Origin of the sequence: Microbacterium sp. LRZ72, assembly GCF_033792225.1 — a bacterium.
Taxonomy (GTDB): Bacteria; Actinomycetota; Actinomycetes; order Actinomycetales; family Microbacteriaceae; genus Microbacterium.
The window spans coordinates 111118-127690 of sequence record NZ_JANGEX010000004.1 but is presented as its reverse complement, the minus strand read 5'-3'; the positions used below and the strand labels follow the sequence as shown (position 1 = coordinate 127690).

The window sequence follows — 16573 nt, the reverse complement described above, 5'->3', positions numbered from 1 at the left end:
GGGACGCGCCGCCGTCAGTCCCAGACGCTCGGCGCGGGGCGCCGGGTGGAGGGCAGGGCGGATGCCGCGGCCCACTCGTGCACCCAGTCCGGCACGTCGGGGAGGCCCTCCGGCCTGCCCACGGCCGCGAACAGCTCGTCGTGCGGGACGGTGCCACCACCGCGCCGGAGGATGCGGGTGCGGATGATCGCGCGGGCGTAGACCTCGCCGCCGACCACCGCGCGATGCTCCAGGTACATCGCGCGGTCGTCGTGTCCGATGAACCGGGTCTCGAGGGTGAAGCGGCGCCACAGATCGAGCGACTTGCGAAAAGTCACGGTCTCGGCCGAGACGACGCCGTACCAGCCCTGCGCGCGCATCGCGTCGACGAGTCCGGCCCGGATGAGCAGGTCCCACCGGCCGAGGTCGAACAGCGACAGATACCGCCCGTTGTTCATGTGGCGGAGCACGTCGATGTCGGTCGGCAGGGTCCGCAGTCGCAGGCGACCGAGCGAGGACGGGGCGACCGCACCCTCGCGCCGCAGCCGGCGTCGCGCCGCGAGCATCACGAGCAGGGTGCGCCAGATCACATTCACGGGAGCCGAGCGTAGCCATTCGTGATCGAATCCGGCATCTCGTTGTGTGATCAATACAAGGTTTCGATCGTCGGCACCAGGATTTCGCACCGTCAGATCGCTGTCGTAGAGTCTGGCCATGCAAGCCGAGCTTCCCGCCGACGTCGTCGTCCGTCCGGTCCGTGATGTGGATGCCGAGGCCCTCGGCCGCGTGCACGCCACCTGCTGGCACGAGACCTATGACCATCTCGTCAGCCAGGCCACGCTCGAGAGCGTGTCGGCCAAGCGCATGGCCGAGCTCTGGACGCATTGGATGAGCCAGGGCCCGGACTACGTGCAGTACGCGGCGCTGGTCGGCGGCGAGATCGTGGGATTCGTCGGGGCCGGGCCGGCCCGCGACGACGACGCACCGAGAGACCGCGAGCTGTACTTCATCTACCTGCTCGATGCATGGCACGGGACGGGCATCGGCCAGAAGCTGTTCGACGCCGTCGCACCCGAGGGCGCGCCGATCTACCTGTGGGTCGCGGAAGACAACCCCCGCGCCCACCGCTTCTATGTGCGCAACGGGTTCGCCCTCGACGGGGCCAGCCAGGAAGAGCCGTTCCTCGGCGAGACGATCACCGAGGTGCGATTCGTGCGCTGAGCGGTTTCGTCTCGCTCCGCTCGCTCAACCACCGGGCGGGATGCCGGGCGTTGAGCGAGCGGCGCAGCCGCGAGACGAAACGCGCGCTCAGCGCCCGCTGCGCAGGATCACCTGACCCGCGCTGATCTCGGCCTCGACCACGCGCGGCGAAGCGTTCGACGTGTCGAGGCGGTTGTCGAGATCGCCCGCCGAAACGTCGGCGCGCACATCGTAGGTCTCGTCGGGAAGCGCCAGTTCGAGCGAGCCCGCGCTGACGGTCAGGCCGACATCCGTCGGAGCCGATCCCGTGAACCGGCCCATCAGCTGACCGGCCGACACCGCGATCTGCGCCTGGCTCACCCCGTCGAGGTCGAGCTGCGCGCGCCCGGCGCTCACGTCCGCCGTGACGTCCCGCGCGGCACCCGAGACCGTGAGGTCGCCGGCGCCCATCTCGACGGCGAGCTGGCCGAAGCGGCCCGAGGCCTCCAGGTCGCCGGCGGCGAGCGCCAGCGTGGCGTCGAGCTCAGTTCGCTCGAGCTCGGCGGGCAGCGTGAGCGTGGCCCGGCCGTTGCCCCCGAACCACCATCCGCCGAAGAGCGAGTTCGGCGACTCGAGCACCAGGGTGTCTCCCTCCCGGTCGAGACGCCACCGGTCCGCGCCCGAACCGCTCGTCACGTCGAGGGCCGCCTCGTCGACCTGGGCGTAGACGATCCGCAGCGAGCCGCCCGAGATGTTCACATCGAGTGCGTCGAGACCCGCCGCATCCACCGTGCGGGTGTCGGTGCGCACGCTCGCCGCGGCGATCGCCGTGAAGGCGGCGCTCGCGATGGCGCCGAGCACGACGACGGCGCCGAGCGCGATCATGAGGATCGCGATGACGCGCGAGGCGGGCCGCGGTTTGCGCGGGGGCCCGGCGGGGGGCTCCGCCGGCGGTACGGGGGGCGGTGTGAGGGTGGTGCTCATCGGGATGCTCCTGTCTGTGGCGTGTGTCCGCCGTGTTCGATGTGGGCGAGGGCTGCAAGCACCCGCCGGTTGCCGGATTCCTGCTCGAGCTCGAGCTTCTGGAACACGGCGGTGATGTGCTTCTCGACGCTGCCGCCGCTGATGTGCAGGGCCTGGGCGATCGCCTGGTTCGAGCGTCCCTCGGCCACGAGCGCCAGCACCGTCGACTCGCGATCGGTGAGCCGGCTCATCCGGTCGTCGAGCGCGCGGCGTCCGAGCAGCTGCGCGACGACCTCGGGGTCGAACACCGTCGCCCCGCCCGCGATCCGCCCCACCGTCTCGACGAACTCGCCCACGTCGGCGACCCGGTCCTTCAAGAGGTATCCGAGCGCGCCGCCGCGTCCGGCGAGCAGGTCGCTCGCGTATCGCTCCTCGACGTACTGCGACAGCACCAGCACCGCCAGATCGGGCCGTGCCGCGCGCAGTCGCAGTGCCGCACGGATGCCCTCATCGGTGTAGGTGGGGGGCAGGCGCACGTCGAGGATGCACAGGTCGGGCGACGTCTCGGCGACCGCCTCGTCGAGCCCATCGGCGTCGGGCAGCGCCGCGACGATCTCGTGGCCCGCGTCATCGAGCAGGCGCACGAGGCCCTCCCGGAGCAGCACCGAGTCCTCGCAGATCAGGATGCGCATGGCACGCTCACCTCCACCGTGGTCGGGCCGCCCGTCGGGCTCACGACGTCGAACGTGCCGCCGGCTGCGAGCACCCGGTTGGCGATGCCGTCCAGTCCGCCGCCGGGAACGACGTGTGCACCGCCGATGCCGTTGTCCTCCACGCGTGCCCACAGGATGCCGCCCTCGCGTTCACGCACCAGCACACGGCATTCGCTCGCCCGGGAGTGCTTGGCCGCATTGGTCAGGGCCTCGGCGATCGAGAAGTAGGCCGCCGCCTCGGCCGTGCGGCTGCACCGCGCCGTCAGTCGCACATCGAGCACGACCGGCACGTGCGACCGGGCCGCGAGCGCCGACAGCGCGGCATCCAGTCCCCGGTCATCGAGCACCGAGGCGTGGATGCCGCGGGCCAGCTGTCGCAGCTCGGTGATCGCCGCCTTCGTCGACGTGTGCGCCTCGGCGATGAGCTCTTTGGCGGCACCGGGATCGTCGTCGACCTTCTGCTGGGCCAGCCCCAGCGTCATTCCCACCGAGACCAGCCGGGGCTGGACGCCGTCGTGCAGGTCGCGTTCGATCCGGGTGCGCTCCACCTCGGCGGCGCGCACCGCCCCGGCACGCTGCACGTTCGACGTGCGGGCCTCGGCCGCCAGCTGGGCCTCGCGCGAGGGGACGAGGATCGCGCGGACGAGCACGCCGTGCAGCAGCCCCAGACCCACGATGGCGGCGAGGGCCACGAGCGCGGCGAGCGCGCCCGTGGGCACCGCCCAGACGGAGAGGATCTCGATTCCGGTGCCGCCCAGGCGCACCTGAGCGGCGGGCGTGAACAGCGGCGAGAAGGCGAGCACGATGCCCGATGCGACGAGACTCACCAGCGGCAGCACGATGAGGCCCAGCACGGTGGCGATCGCCGCACTGGCGACGGCGCGCCACATGGCGGGGTCGATCGACTGCAGCCAGAGGGTGTGCAGGAATCCACCGAAGCCACTCTTGGGACTGCGGCGGGGCACCCGAGGAGCGAGCCCGAACGCGTAGAGCCCGTCGACGCGCGCCGTCTCGAGCCACGCGAGCGCGTAGAGGGCGTAGACGAAGCCGATGAGCAGCAGCAGGCCGATGCCGAGCACCGGAACGAGGCTGAGGCCCACGCTCAGGAGCGTGATGAGGATGGTGAAGGCCACGGGGCCGACGATGCCGAGTGCCGCGAGTTGCGCGATCGCGCCCGCGACGCGCCACGGACGCGCCGTTGCGGCGCGGGGCGGGGAGGGAACAGGAGTGGTCATGGCTCAAAGGTAGAGCGCGGCAGGCTGCGGGCGCGCCCGAGTCAGCCGGAGTGATCGGGTGGGGTTTTCCCCCGTATCAGCGGCGGCGCTTCACGGTTCCGAACAGGGCCGCGATCGGCGCGATCACCGCCGTACGCGCGGCGACCGTCACCCCGATGATGAGTGCGGTGGATGCGGTGAAGATCCAGAAGCCCGCCCAGTTCACCGCGTCGGTGCCGCCGTACATGTGGTTGAGGTTGCGTAGCGCGCCGGTGGCGAACACCAGCGCGACGTGCACGATGGTGAACGCCACGAAGTAGAGCATGACCGGATAGTGCAGCGCGCGCGCCCACACGGCGGGGTAGGCGCGATCGAGCCGTGGAGCGTTGCTCGGCCAGAAACCCGACAAGCGCACCCCGGTGATCACCGCCGCCGGCGCCGCGACGAACACCGTCGTGAAGTAGGCGAGCTGCTGCAGCGCGTTGTAGTTGACCCAGCTGCGTTCGGTCGGCCACTCCAGCGAGACGTACTGCAGCAGGGCCGAGAGCGCATTCGGGAACACCTCCCAGCTCGTCGGCACGATGCGCAGCCAGTGACCCGTGGCGAACAGCAGCACCACGAAGATCACCCCGTTGGCCAGCCAGAGCACATCAACGGCCTGATGCAGCCACAGGTTCAGGCTGATGCGGCGCTTGCGATCGCGCCGGGGCGACCAGAACGCCGCGGGCCGCTTCTCCCTGCGCACCTGCATGCCGGTACGCACGATCAGCACCAGCAGGAAGACGTTGAAGAAGTGCTGCCACTGCAGCCACGTGGGAAAGCCGGGCGGCGTGCCGGCCGGCAGCGCGTAGGCGCCGGGGTAGGCGACGAGGAACGCGCGCACGTCGTCCAGGCTGATCAGCCAGCGCGCCGCCGCGACGGTCATGCCGGCCGCGTACAGCAGCGCGGCGCCGCCCAGCAGAGCGATCAGCATCCGCCGGCCGAAACGAGTGCGACGGTGCGGGGAGCGCGGGTCCACAGGCGGGCGCGAGGCGCCCGGAACCGTGCTGCTCATACGTGCGTCACCCCTCCGCCCCCACGATTCTAGGGCGCGGGGGCGCGCCCCCCGTGCCCGTCAGAGCCGCTCGATGAGCGTCGCGTTCGCGAGCCCGCCACCCTCGCACATCGTCTGCAGGCCGAAACGCCCGCCGTCGCGCTCGAGGCGGGCGAGCAGCGTGCCGAGCAGCCGGGTGCCCGACGAGCCCAGCGCATGACCGAGGGCGATGGCCCCGCCCCACGCGTTCATCCGCGCCGCGTCGGCCCCCAGCTCGGCGGCCCACGCCAGCGGCACGGGCGCGAAGGCCTCGTTGACCTCGTAGGCGTCGACGTCGTCGATTGAGAGTCCCGCGTGGTCCAGGATGCGGCGGGTCGCCGGAATGGGCCCGGTCAGCATCATCAGGGGGTCGTCGCCGACGACCGCGAATGCGTGGAACCTCGCCCGCGGGCGCAGCCCGAGCCTGGCCGCGACGTCCTCACCCATGATCAGCGCGGCGGAGGCCCCGTCGGTCAGCGGCGACGACGATCCGGCCGTCACGCGCCAGTCAAGCTCGGGGAAGCGGCGGGCCGTCGCCTCGGTGCGGAATGCCGGGGGGAGCGCCGCGAGCGCAGCCACGCTCGTGCCCGGACGGATCGTCTCGTCGGCGTCGACGGTCTCGGCGCCGGTGAGCGGCACCGGGACGATCTGGTCGGCGAAGGCGCCGGCCGCGGCGGCATCCGCGGCTCGGGCGTGGGATGCCGCCGCGTAGGCGTCGAGCTCCGGGCGCTCCAGTCCCCACCGGGCGGCGATCAGCTCGGCCGATACACCTTGGTTCACGAGCCCCTCGGGATAGCGGGCGCGAAGGCCCGGTGAGACGGGCGAGGCATCGGCGGTGGAGGATCCGAGCGGAACCCGGCTCATCGACTCGACCCCGCCCGCGATGACGACGTCGTAGGCGCGGGCCATCACCCCCTGTGCGGCGAAGTGCACCGCCTGCTGGCTCGAGCCGCACTGGCGGTCCACGCTCGTGCCCGGCACGGTCTCGTCGAAGCCGGCGGCCAGGACGGCCTGGCGCGCGACGTTCATCCCCTGTTCGCCCACCTGGCTCACGCAGCCGAGGATCACGTCGTCGACCCGGTGCGAGTCGAGGTCGCTGCGCTCGAGCAGTGCGCGCAGCGTCAGCGCGGCCAGGTCCACCGGATGCACACCACTGAGCGCCCCGCCCGGCTTGCCGCGACCCGAGGGCGTGCGGACGACGTCGACGATGACCGCTGATCGCATGCCTCGATTGTCGCAGGCGCCGACCGGCGGAGGGCTGCCCTGCTAGCCTGCGGCGGTGACCAGGATCCGCTCCGCCTCAGCCGCCGTCGCCACCCTCACCGCCCTCACGATCGCCATCGCCGGCTGCACCGCCGCGCCCGCACCCGACGAACCCGATGGGCCGGACGCCCCGACCTATCAGGCTCGCGAGACCGGGGAGCTGCAGGAGGTCGTCGAGACGATGGCGCTCGAGATGGGCGTGCCGGGGGCGGTCATGCTGCTGCGCACACCCGACGGCGAGCAGACCGTGACGTACGGCGTGACAGAACTGGGCGGCGACGTCCCCGTCACGACCGATCAGCACATCCGGATCGGCTCGAACACGAAGACGATGACAGGCACCGTCATCCTGCAGCTCGCCCAGGAGGGCGCGCTCTCGCTCGATGATGCCGTCTCCACGTATCGGCCCGAGGTGCCCGGCGGCGACGACATCGCGATCGCCCAGCTGCTGAACATGCGCAGCGGCCTGTTCAACTACACCGAGACCTACGAGCTCAATGCCGCGCTCGACGCCGAACCCGGGAAGGCGTGGGACCCGGAGGATCTCGTCGCGATGGGGCTGGCATTGCCGCCCTACTTCGCGCCGGGCGAGGGCTACCACTACTCGAACACCAACACCGTGCTGCTGGGCCTGATCGCCGAGCAGATCGAGGGCGCGCCGCTCGAGCAGATCCTGGCCGAGCGTCTGTTCGAACCGTTCGGTCTCGACCAGACGCTGTTGCCCGCCCGCGACGTGAACACGCTTCCGGAGCCCTTCTCGCGCGGCTACATGTACACCGACAACGTGATGACGATGTCGGTCGCGGCCCTGCCCGCCGACCTGCAGGCGGCGGCCCAGGAGGGCTCGCTGCTGCCGAACGACCAGACGCTCGTGAATCCCTCGTGGGGATGGGCGGCGGGGGCCGGCATCTCGACGGCCGAGGACCTGGCCGACTGGGCCGAGGTGCTCGGCACCGGTGCGGCGCTCGACGCCGAGACGCACCAGGCCCGCCTCGACAGCCTCGAGCCGACGAGCGACGCGGCCGATGCTCCCCGCTACGGCTACGCCCTGGCCCAGCTGGGCCCCTTCCTCGGGCACACGGGCGAGCTGCCGGGATACAACGCCTTCATGGGACACGAACCCGATGCCGGCGTCACACTCGTCGTCTGGGCGAACCTCGCGCCGACGGCGGCGGGGCAGGACCCCGCGACGACGATGGCGCGGGCGCTGATCGGGGAGCTCTACCCGGCCGACTGATCCGCGCCCGGCACGGCGCGCTCGTCTGGGCCGTCGTAGAGCGAGAGCGGGCGAATGAGCGCATTGGATGCCGCCTGCTCCCTGATGTGCGCCGTCCAGCCCGTCACACGCGACGCGACGAACAGCGGGGTGAACATCTCGGTGTCGAAGCCCATCAGCCGGTATGCCGGTCCCGACGGGTAGTCGAGATTCGGATAGATGCCCTTGCGCGCAACGAAATCCGCCTCCAGCGCGTCGTAGAGCGCGGCGAGCTCCTGCGCGCCGTAGTGCTCCACGAGCGTGTCGAGCGCCGCCTTCATGGTCGGCACGCGGGAGTCGCCGTGTTTGTACACGCGGTGGCCGAAGCCCATGATCTTGCGCTTGCCCGCGAGCGCGTCATCCAGCCACGCCTCGACCGCGTCTGCCTCGCCGATCTCGTCGAGGATCTGCATCACGGCCTCGTTGGCTCCGCCGTGCAGCGGCCCCTTGAGCGCCCCGATCGCCCCGACGACGGCCGAGTGCAGATCGGCCTGCGTCGATGTGATCACCCGTGCGGTGAAGGTGGAGGCGTTGAACGAATGCTCGGCGTACAGGATCATCGATACGCCGAAAGCCGCAGCGACGACCTCGTGCGGCTCGTCGCCGAACGTCATCCAGAGAAAGTTGTGCGCATAGTCCAGGTCGTCGCGAGGGGCGACGGCATCCTGCCCGCGCCGCCGGCGCTGGTCATAGGCGACGATGGCCGGCAGCTTGGCGAACAGCCGCACGCTCTTGCGCAGATCGGCCTCGGCTGACGAATCGGACGCCTCGGGGTCGTTGGCCCCGATCACCGAGACTGCGGTGCGCACGGCATCCATCGGGTGGGCAGTGAGCGGCGTCAGATCGAGCGCGGCTCTCACGTTGTCGTCGAGGTCGCGGTGCGAACGCTCCTCGTCGCGCAGCTGTTCGAGCTGGGCGTCCGTCGGCAGCTCTCCGTGCCAGAGCAGATACGCGACGGCCTCGAACGGCTGGGTCGCGGCCAGCTGCTGCACGGGATAGCCGCGGTAGAGCAGGCTGTTCGTGTCGGGGTTGACCTTGCTGATCGCCGTCGTGTCGACGACGACCCCCGCGAGGCCCTTCTTGATCTCGGTCGTCTCGGTCATTCGCTCTCCTCCGATCGGTGGCCCCGTCCCGCGTCCATGTCCCACCTTTGCAGGCATAGGCGTCCGTGTGGGCTGAAAAGGTGGGACATGAGTGGGGTGGATGCCGCGTCGGCGGTCACGAACGGCGGTCAGGGCCGGCGGACGTCGAACGTGAAGACGTTCGTGTCGAAGCGGCTGTACCCCTCGTAGTCGACCAGGTCGTACAGGTCGGCGCGGTGCTGCATCTGGTCGAGCCTGCCCGTGAGGTGCCCGGCGCTCAGGAGGTCCTCGAGCCCTCGCTCCGCGGCGCCCATCGCCAGGCGCAGCAGCGAGACGGGCCAGATCACGATGTTCACCCCGACGTCGCGCAGCTGCTCGACCGAGAACAGCTCGCTCTTGCCGAACTCGGTCATGTTGGCCAGGATCGGCACGTCCAGTGCCGCCCGCACCGCCTCGAACTCCGAGAGGTCGCGCATCGCCTCGGGGAAGATCGCATCGGCACCCGCATCCACCAGCGCCTTCGCGCGGTCGATCGCGGCGTCGAGTCCCGCCCGCCCCTCGTGCATCGCACGGATGTCGGTGCGCGCCATGATCAGGAAGTCCGGGTCGCGCCGCGCGTCGACGGCGGCGCGGATGCGTTTGACCGCCGTCTGCTCGTCGACCACCGCCTTGCCGTCGAGATGCCCGCAGCGCTTGGGGTTGACCTGGTCCTCGATGTGGGCGCCCGACACGCCCGCATCCTCGAGCTGTTGGATCGTGCGCGCGACGTTCATGGGCTCGCCGAACCCCGTATCGGCGTCGATCAGCGTCGGCAGGTCGGTCATCGCGGCGATCTGGCCGCCTCGGGCGGCCACCTCGGTCGACGTCGTCAGACCGATGTCGGGAAGGCCCAGCTCGGCCGAGAGCACGGCCCCCGAGATGTACACGCCCTCGAAACCCTTGCGCTCGATCAGCCGAGCGCTCAGCGGGTTGAAGGCGCCGGGCAGCCGCATCAGCTCCCCCGACGCGAGCCGCTCTCGAAACAGACGGCGCTTGCCGGATGCCGGGGTGCTTGCGTACAGCATCAGAACAATCCCTTCGGGGCCGGAGCGGCGGCCAGCACGCCCGGCTTCGCCACGATCGTCAGCTGCGCCACCTCGTCGGCCGTCAGCTCCGGCAGCCGCTCGACGAGCGCGAGGAAGCGCTCGATCTCGGCGGGTTCGAGCACCGGCTCGGCAAGAAGCCGGAGCTTGCGCACGTAATCGGCGCGGGCGAACGGTCGCGCACCGAGCGGATGCGCGTCGGCGACCGCGATCGTCCGCTCGATCACGGTGCCATCGGCCAGGGCGATCACGGCGCGACCCCCGAACGCCTTCTCGTCCGGATCCTCGGAGTGATACCGCCTTGTCCACTCCTCGTCCTCGGCGGTCGTGACCTTGCGCCAGAGCTCGACCGTGTCGGACCGTCCCGCCCGCTCGGGCAGATACGAGTCGACGTGGTGCCAGCCGCCGTCCTGCAGTGCGACGGCGAAGATGTAGGGGATCGAGTGGTCGAGCGTCTCGCGCGACGCCGACGGGTCGTACTTCTGCGGGTCGTTCGCGCCCGAGCCGATCACGTGGTGCGTGTGGTGCGAGGTGTGCAGCACGATCGAGGCGATGTTCGCCGGGTCGGTCAGCTGGGGGTGCTCGCCGTGCAGGGTGCGGGCGAGGTCGATCCACGCCTGCGCCTGATACTCGGCGGAGTGCTCCTTGGTGTACGAGTCGAGGATGGCCCGCTTCGGCTCACCCTCCCCCGGCAGCGGCACGTCGTAGCGGGCGTCGGGGCCGCCCAGCATCCAGGCGATCACGCCGTCCTCGCCCTCGTAGATGGGCGAGGGAGACGTCTGGCCCCGCATGGCGCGGTCGACGGCCTCGACGGCCATCTTGCCCGCGAAAGCGGGGGCGTGCGCCTTCCACGTCGAGATCTCACCCTTGCGGGACTGTCGCGTCGCCGTGGTCGTGTGCAGCGCCTGGCCGACCGCCTGGTAGACCGTCTCGGTGTCGAGTCCGAGCAGCGTGCCGATGCCCGCGGCCGCCGAGGGACCCAGGTGCGCGACGTGGTCGATCTTGTGCCGATGCAGGCAGATCGCCCGCACGAGGTCCATCTGGATCTCGTACCCCGTCGCCAGAGCTCGCACGAGGGCGGCGCCGTCGGCGCCGGTGTGCTGCGCGACCGCGACGATCGGGGGGATGTTGTCACCGGGGTGCGAGTACTCCGCGGCCAGGAACGTGTCGTGGTAGTCGAGCTCTCGCACGGCCACCCCGTTGGCCCAGGCGGCCCACTCCGGGCTCGTACGCCGCCCCGGATCGACGCCGAAGACCGTGGCGCCTCGACCGCCGATCGAGACGGGGTGATCGAGCGCCTGCGCGCGCGCCGCGCTGACCGGCTCACGAGAGAGGGATGCCGCGGCCACGGCCGCATTGTCGATGACCCGGTTGATGATCATCTCGGTCACGTCGGGCTGCACGGCGACCTGGTCGACGGCGACCTCGGCGATGCGCCACGCGAGTTGCCCTTCGCGAGCGAGCTTCTCGTCGCTGCGGTGCACCCGCAGATGGTGGATGGCGGTCATGGGTTTCCTCTCGGAGGGGACTCGGGGGCGCTTGCGGGAGCGCTTGGGACGGCACTGTCGAGGGCACTGTCGAGGGCACTCTCGAGGGCACTGTGAAGAGCGTTGTGCAGGTGCACATGCGTGGCGTGGGTGGCGAGCTCGCCGTCGCGGGCGGCGAGAGCGACGGCGATCAGCCGGTGCTCCCCGACCGAGGCCGCCAATCGCTCCGGCTTGTCGCGGGCGAGTCGGCGCACCCGCACGAGGTGGGTGCGCACGGTGGCCAGGGCCTGTGCGAGATGGTCGTTGTCGACGGCGGCGTCGATCGCGGCGTCGAGGCGCGCGATCAGGTCGTAGTAGTCGTCCGAGGCGTCGGTCGCCGCCTCGGGGCCGCGCCGACCGATCGCGGTGAACTCCTCGGCAAGCCGCGTGAACACGGCCGTGTCGCCTCGCACCGCCGCGAGTCGTACGGCACCGGCCTCGAGCATCGCACGAACCTCGAAGAGCTGACGGATGTCGTCGGCGTCGATGTCGGCGACGACGGTGACCCGCGGGGACTGCTGCACGGCGAGCCCCACCGCTGCGAGACGGCCGAGCGCCTCGCGCAGGGGAGTTCGGCTCACGCCGAGCCGCGCGGCCTGCTCGACCTCGCCGAGCACGGCGCCCGGCGGCAGGACGCCGCGCTGGATCTCATCGAGGAGCGTGGCGTAGGCCCGTTCGCTCTGCCGCATCCGCATCCCCTCCCCGCTCTATGTATACATTAGGGCAGAAAGGGCGCAGCATCCACCCCCACGAACCAAAGAGCGCATACAGAAGAAGCTCGACAGATCAGCGCCGACGCAGCGCGCTGCGCAGGGTGCGCAGAAGCAGAAGCAGACCCCCCAGCCCGGTCACGCTGCCGAGGAACCCGAAGGCCGGCGCGTCGCCCGTGAGCATGGGACCGCCGTCGTCGACGGCCAGGAGGATCCCGGCGATGACGAGGGTGACGCCCATGATCGTGGTGGTGATCCGGCCGGCCAGCCCCTCGACCCACGAGCGCTCCTCGTCGCCCTCGAACGCCCGCAGTCGCACCGAGAGCGTGCCCTCGTCGAGGGAGCGCGTCAGGGACTCGAGGCGGCGCGGCATCCGGCGCGTCTGCTCGGCGAGAAGAGCCGCCCAGGTCTGCGCGGTGAGGGCCGCCCCGCGGGGCGAGAGCAGCGACAGCGCCAGACGCGGGGCGATCTCGAGGGCACGCGAGATCATGTCGTAGTCGGGCACGAGCCGCCGCAGCGTCCCCTCGAGCGAGGCGAGCGTGCGGAAGACGAGCAGGAGCGAGGGCGGCAGTGCCATCCGGTTCCGGCGCAGCACGTCGAGCAGCAGACGGAAGACGTTCTGGTCGAGGTGCGCGTTGTGGATCCGCGTCAGGATCACCCCGATGTCACGCTGCAGCAGGGTGATGTCCCCGTCGCCTGCGGGCGGGCCGCACATGAGCAGGGCCACGTCGGTCACGGCGATGTCGTCCTCGTTCGCCATCGCGATCAGCATCGGCAGCAGCAGTCGGCGCATGCTCGCCTCGAGCACCCCCACTGAGCCGAAGTCGATCAGCGTGACGGCGCCGTCCTCGCCGAGGATCACGTTGCCCGGATGCAGATCGGCATGGAACACCCCGCGCACGGCGATCTGATCGATCACGGCGTCGACGAGGGCGTCGGCGACGGCCCTCGCCTGCTCGGGCGCCAGCGAGTCCGCTGCCAGCCGCCCGAACGGAGTTCCGATCACCCGCTCCTGCACGAGCATCTGCGGCGTCGAGTACTGCTCGAAGACGCGCGGCACCCGCAGCACCTGTGTCGGGGATGCCGCTACCGTGGCCCGGAGCATCTCGGTGTTCACCGCCTCGATGCGGTAGTCCAGCTCGTCGCGCAGGGATCGCGAGAACTCCTCGACGAGCGCGCGCATGCCGTAGTCCTTCGCCCAGTCGGTGCGCCGCTCCGCATCCGCCGCGAGCCGCGCGAGGATGTCCAGGTCCGTCGTCACCTGTGCCCGTGCGCGAGGACGCTGGATCTTCACGACGACGTCTTCGCCGCTGACGAGCCGGGCGGCGTGCACCTGTGCGACGGAGGCCGCCGCGAGCGGCGTCCTGTCGATCTCAGCGAACACCTCGTCGACGGGCCGGCCGAGCTGGCGCGTGATCGCCGCCTCGGCCTCGGGCCAGGGAATCGGCGTCGAGTCCATCTGCAGGGTGGAGAACGCCTCGATCAGGGCGGGAGGAAGCACGTCCTGCCGGGACGAGAGCACCTGACCGAGCTTGACGAAGGTGACGCCCGCCTCGTTCATCGCCGCAACGAGCGCGGACGGGAGCTCGTCGTCGTCGCCGCGCCGCCGACTCTCGTAGAAGCCGAGCCCGTGCCGCGAGCCGATCGCGATGATCTGCGCGTAGCGCCGCGCGCGGTCCCGTCGGCGGATCGCCTCGCGCACCACCCGCAGCGGATTGCGCATCCGGTGCGAGGGCCAGAGGAACTCCAGCGTCAGCACCACGATGACGACCGCGGCGAACATCCACCCCAGGGTCAGGGCGAAGAAGGCGAGCGCGATCCCGCCCGAGACCGCGACCCGGCCGTCCACCATCACATCCGCCGCCGTCAACGACCACGTCGCGACGGGAATCGCCACCAGAAAGACGACGACGGACGTGATCGTCGCCCGAAGCCAGCCGACGTAGACATCGAGCAGACGGCGAATGACCCACGCCGCGACGAGCGCGAAGACGATCGCGGCGATGACGACGAGGAGCCAGCGGGGCATGGGGCGATTCTGTCAGTTCACCCCGCCGGCGCGCCCGCCCCGCGCGGGTGTCGGCGGTCCGCGCTCCGCCCGCGATCAGACGAGTCGGCGCTTGGGGGAGGTCTCGTAGGTGGCGGCGGAATCGTCCTGCACGACCCCGGACAGGGCCGTGTCGATCGCGGCGAGGGTATCGGCATCCAGGGTCACGCCCGAGGCCTTCACCGTGTCGGCGAGCTGCTCCGGACGGGACGCGCCCACGAGGGCGGCGGCAACGTTGGGGTTCTGCAGCACCCACGCGATAGCCAGCTGCGGCATGCTCAGACCGGCCTGCTGCGCGATCGGCGTGAGCTTCTGCACCGCCTCGAGCACCTCGTCGCGCATGAATCCCTTGATGAAGGCGGCGCCGCTCTTCTCATCGGTCGCGCGGGAGCCTGCCGGCAGGGGCTGACCGGGAAGGTACTTGCCCGAGAGCACACCCTGCGCCATCGGCGACCACACGATCTGCGAGATGCCGAGCGCCTCGGACGTGGGCACGACCCGCCCCTCGATCACGCGCCAGAGCATCGAATACTGCGGCTGGTTCGAGATGAGCTGGATGCCGAGGTCCTTCGCCAGGGCGTGCCCCTCGCGCAGCTGCTCCGCCGTCCACTCCGAGACGCCGATGTAGAGCACCTTGCCCTGCCGCACCAGATCGGCGAAGGCCTGAAAGGTCTCCTCGAGGGGCGTCTCGTAGTCGAAGCGGTGCGCCTGGTACAGGTCGACGTAGTCCGTGCCGAGCCGTGTCAGCGAGCCGTTGATCGACTCCATGATGTGCTTGCGCGACAGGCCCGTGTCGTTCGGCCCCTGCGGGCCGGTCGGAAAGTACACCTTCGTGAAGATCTCGAGCGACTCGCGGCGCTGGCCCTTGAGTGCGTCACCCAGCACCGTCTCGGCGGCGGTGTTCGCGTAGGTGTCGGCGGTGTCGAAGGTCGTGATCCCGGCGTCCAGGGCGGCATGCACGGTCGCGATCGCCGCCTCGTTCTCGACCTGTGACGCGTGCGTCACCCAGTTGCCGTACGTGATCTCCGAGACCTTGAGACCGCTGTTGCCGAGGTAGCGATAGTTGACCATGCCCCTACGCTATCCGCCGACGCAGCAGCCGAAGGCCGGGCGTCGAGCGAGCGGAGCCGGGCGTCGAGCGAGCGAACCGAGACGAAACGCCCTCCTCACTCCGAGGTCGCGACCAGCTGACCGCACGCTCCGTCGATCTCCTTGCCGCGCGTGTCGCGCAGTGTGGTGGGGATGCCGGCGGCGTTGAGCCGGCGCACGAACTCGTTCTGCACGGGCCGTTCCGAGGCCGTCCAGACCGACTCGGGGGTGGGATTCAGCGGGATCGGGTTGACGTGCACCCATCCGCGCCCGCGCGCGTTGAGCTTCTCGGCGAGCAGGTCGGCGCGCCACGGGTGATCGTTCATGTCCTTGATCAGCGCGTACTCGATCGAGACGCGCCGCCCGGTCTTCTCGAAGTAGGCGCGCGCGGCATCCAGAGCCTCATCGACCTTCCAGCGGGAGTTCACGGGGATCAGCTCATCGCGCAGCTGGTCGTCGGGGGCGTGCAGCGACAGCGCGAACGTGAGGGGGATGCCCTCATCGGCGAGCTTTCCGATCGCGGGCACGAGCCCGACCGTCGAGACCGTGATGCCGCGGGCGCTCATCCCGAGCCCCTCCGGCTGCGCGGCGATCATCACGCGGACCGCCTGCATCACGCGGGCGTAGTTGGCGAGCGGCTCCCCCATGCCCATGAAGACGATGTTCGAGACCCGCTCGAGCCCACTCCCGGCGGTTGAGCGAGCGGAGCGGGTCGAACGCCCGCCGAGCTCCCCCGCGGCGATCACGGCGTTGGCGCGGACGATCTGATCGATGATCTCGGCGGCCGACATGTTGCGGGTCAGGCCGGCCTGTCCGGTCGCGCAGAACGGGCAGTTCATGCCGCAGCCGGCCTGGCTCGACACACACAGCGTGATGCGGCCCGGGTACCGCATCAGCACGGACTCGACGAGGGCGCCGTCGTGCAGCCTCCACAGGAACTTGATCGTGTCGCCGTCGTCGGTCTGCAGGCGCCGCACCTCGGTCAACAGCGGCGGCAGCAGGCCCGCGACCAGCTCGTCGCGCTGTGCGGCGGGCAGGTCGGTCATCCGCGCCGGGTCCGATGTGAAGTGGGTGAAGTAGTGCGCCGCGACCTGCTTCGCACGAAAGCCCGGCAACCCCAGCTCGGTCGCCTTCTCGACGCGCTGCGCGGGGGTCAGATCGGCCAGGTGCACCGGCGGCTTGCCGCGCTTGGGCGAGGCGAACTGCAGCAGGGGCCGACCCTCGGCATCCTTCTTCTGCGACCAGCCCTCGGTCTGCGGGCGCACCTGACGGGGCTTCGTCGTGCGCACGGGAGGGGAATCGGTCATGGACACCAGGGTAGCCGCGTCACGCTCCCGATCGCCTGTGCGGGATGCGCCGACGGCGGCGCCGACAATCCAGTCTCCGCGGGGACCCGCCC

At 70.7% G+C, this 16573-nt stretch carries 15 protein-coding genes; 2 read left to right on the top strand and 13 right to left on the bottom strand.

From position 1 onward, the window contains the following. Positions 1 to 14: 14 nt before the first annotated feature. Complete coding sequence (locus tag M4I32_RS06545) at positions 15 to 575, bottom strand: acyl-CoA thioesterase (protein WP_319033674.1); 561 nt, start codon at positions 573 to 575, stop codon at positions 15 to 17. Between the two features lie 118 nt (positions 576 to 693). Between M4I32_RS06545 and M4I32_RS06540 the strand changes: the two genes are divergently transcribed. Continuing rightward, positions 694 to 1200: a GNAT family N-acetyltransferase gene (locus M4I32_RS06540; protein ID WP_319033673.1), complete on the top strand. Its 507-nt coding sequence runs from the start codon at positions 694 to 696 to the stop codon at positions 1198 to 1200. Between the two features lie 87 nt (positions 1201 to 1287). Here M4I32_RS06540 and M4I32_RS06535 read toward each other — a convergent pair whose 3' ends face one another. The 5 genes from M4I32_RS06535 to M4I32_RS06515 all read right to left on the bottom strand — a co-directional run bounded on the left by M4I32_RS06535 (position 1288) and on the right by M4I32_RS06515 (position 6344). Beyond that, on the bottom strand, positions 1288 to 2142 hold the full coding sequence (locus M4I32_RS06535) for a hypothetical protein (protein WP_319033672.1): 855 nt from the start codon (positions 2140 to 2142) through the stop codon (positions 1288 to 1290). Further along, positions 2139 to 2813, bottom strand: coding sequence for a response regulator transcription factor (locus M4I32_RS06530; protein WP_319033671.1), 675 nt, complete (start codon positions 2811 to 2813; stop codon positions 2139 to 2141). Before M4I32_RS06530 ends, M4I32_RS06535 begins: the two co-directional genes overlap by 4 nt. Beyond that, positions 2801 to 4069, bottom strand: a complete 1269-nt coding sequence (locus tag M4I32_RS06525; RefSeq protein WP_319033670.1) for a sensor histidine kinase — start codon at positions 4067 to 4069, stop codon at positions 2801 to 2803. Before M4I32_RS06525 ends, M4I32_RS06530 begins: the two co-directional genes overlap by 13 nt. A gap of 76 nt (positions 4070 to 4145) precedes the next feature. Beyond that, positions 4146 to 5102, bottom strand: a complete 957-nt coding sequence (locus tag M4I32_RS06520; protein ID WP_319033669.1) for a cytochrome b/b6 domain-containing protein — start codon at positions 5100 to 5102, stop codon at positions 4146 to 4148. 60 nt (positions 5103 to 5162) lie between these two features. Further along, the gene (locus M4I32_RS06515; protein WP_319033668.1) at positions 5163 to 6344 is read right to left on the bottom strand and encodes an acetyl-CoA C-acyltransferase; all 1182 of its coding nucleotides are present in this window, start codon (positions 6342 to 6344) and stop codon (positions 5163 to 5165) included. A 55-nt stretch (positions 6345 to 6399) separates the two neighbouring features. Between M4I32_RS06515 and M4I32_RS06510 the strand changes: the two genes are divergently transcribed. Beyond that, entirely contained in the window at positions 6400 to 7620 is a 1221-nt protein-coding gene (locus tag M4I32_RS06510; RefSeq protein WP_319033667.1) for a serine hydrolase domain-containing protein, read from the top strand. On the opposite strand, the gene M4I32_RS06505 is transcribed toward M4I32_RS06510, so the two are convergent. The 7 genes from M4I32_RS06505 to rlmN form a co-directional block, all read right to left on the bottom strand. Beyond that, on the bottom strand, positions 7605 to 8741 hold the full coding sequence (locus M4I32_RS06505; protein ID WP_319033666.1) for a bifunctional 2-methylcitrate synthase/citrate synthase: 1137 nt from the start codon (positions 8739 to 8741) through the stop codon (positions 7605 to 7607). The genes M4I32_RS06510 and M4I32_RS06505 overlap by 16 nt on opposite strands. A 128-nt stretch (positions 8742 to 8869) precedes the next feature. Next, complete coding sequence (gene prpB, locus M4I32_RS06500) at positions 8870 to 9784, bottom strand: methylisocitrate lyase (RefSeq protein ID WP_319033665.1); 915 nt, start codon at positions 9782 to 9784, stop codon at positions 8870 to 8872. Further along, positions 9784 to 11310 carry an MmgE/PrpD family protein gene (locus M4I32_RS06495; protein WP_319033664.1) on the bottom strand — a complete coding sequence of 509 codons (1527 nt, stop codon included), beginning with the start codon at positions 11308 to 11310 and terminating at the stop codon, positions 9784 to 9786. Before M4I32_RS06495 ends, prpB begins: the two co-directional genes overlap by 1 nt. After that, the gene (locus tag M4I32_RS06490) at positions 11307 to 12017 is read right to left on the bottom strand and encodes a GntR family transcriptional regulator (protein WP_319033663.1); all 711 of its coding nucleotides are present in this window, start codon (positions 12015 to 12017) and stop codon (positions 11307 to 11309) included. Before M4I32_RS06490 ends, M4I32_RS06495 begins: the two co-directional genes overlap by 4 nt. A gap of 97 nt (positions 12018 to 12114) precedes the next feature. After that, positions 12115 to 14067 carry an ABC1 kinase family protein gene (locus tag M4I32_RS06485; RefSeq protein WP_319033662.1) on the bottom strand — a complete coding sequence of 651 codons (1953 nt, stop codon included), beginning with the start codon at positions 14065 to 14067 and terminating at the stop codon, positions 12115 to 12117. 75 nt (positions 14068 to 14142) lie between these two features. Then, positions 14143 to 15156, bottom strand: coding sequence for an aldo/keto reductase family protein (locus M4I32_RS06480; protein ID WP_319033661.1), 1014 nt, complete (start codon positions 15154 to 15156; stop codon positions 14143 to 14145). Positions 15157 to 15251: 95 nt separating this feature from the next. Then, a complete protein-coding gene (gene rlmN / locus M4I32_RS06475) occupies positions 15252 to 16481 on the bottom strand; it encodes a 23S rRNA (adenine(2503)-C(2))-methyltransferase RlmN (RefSeq protein ID WP_319033660.1) in 1230 nt (409 codons plus the stop codon). Positions 16482 to 16573: the final 92 nt, after the last annotated feature.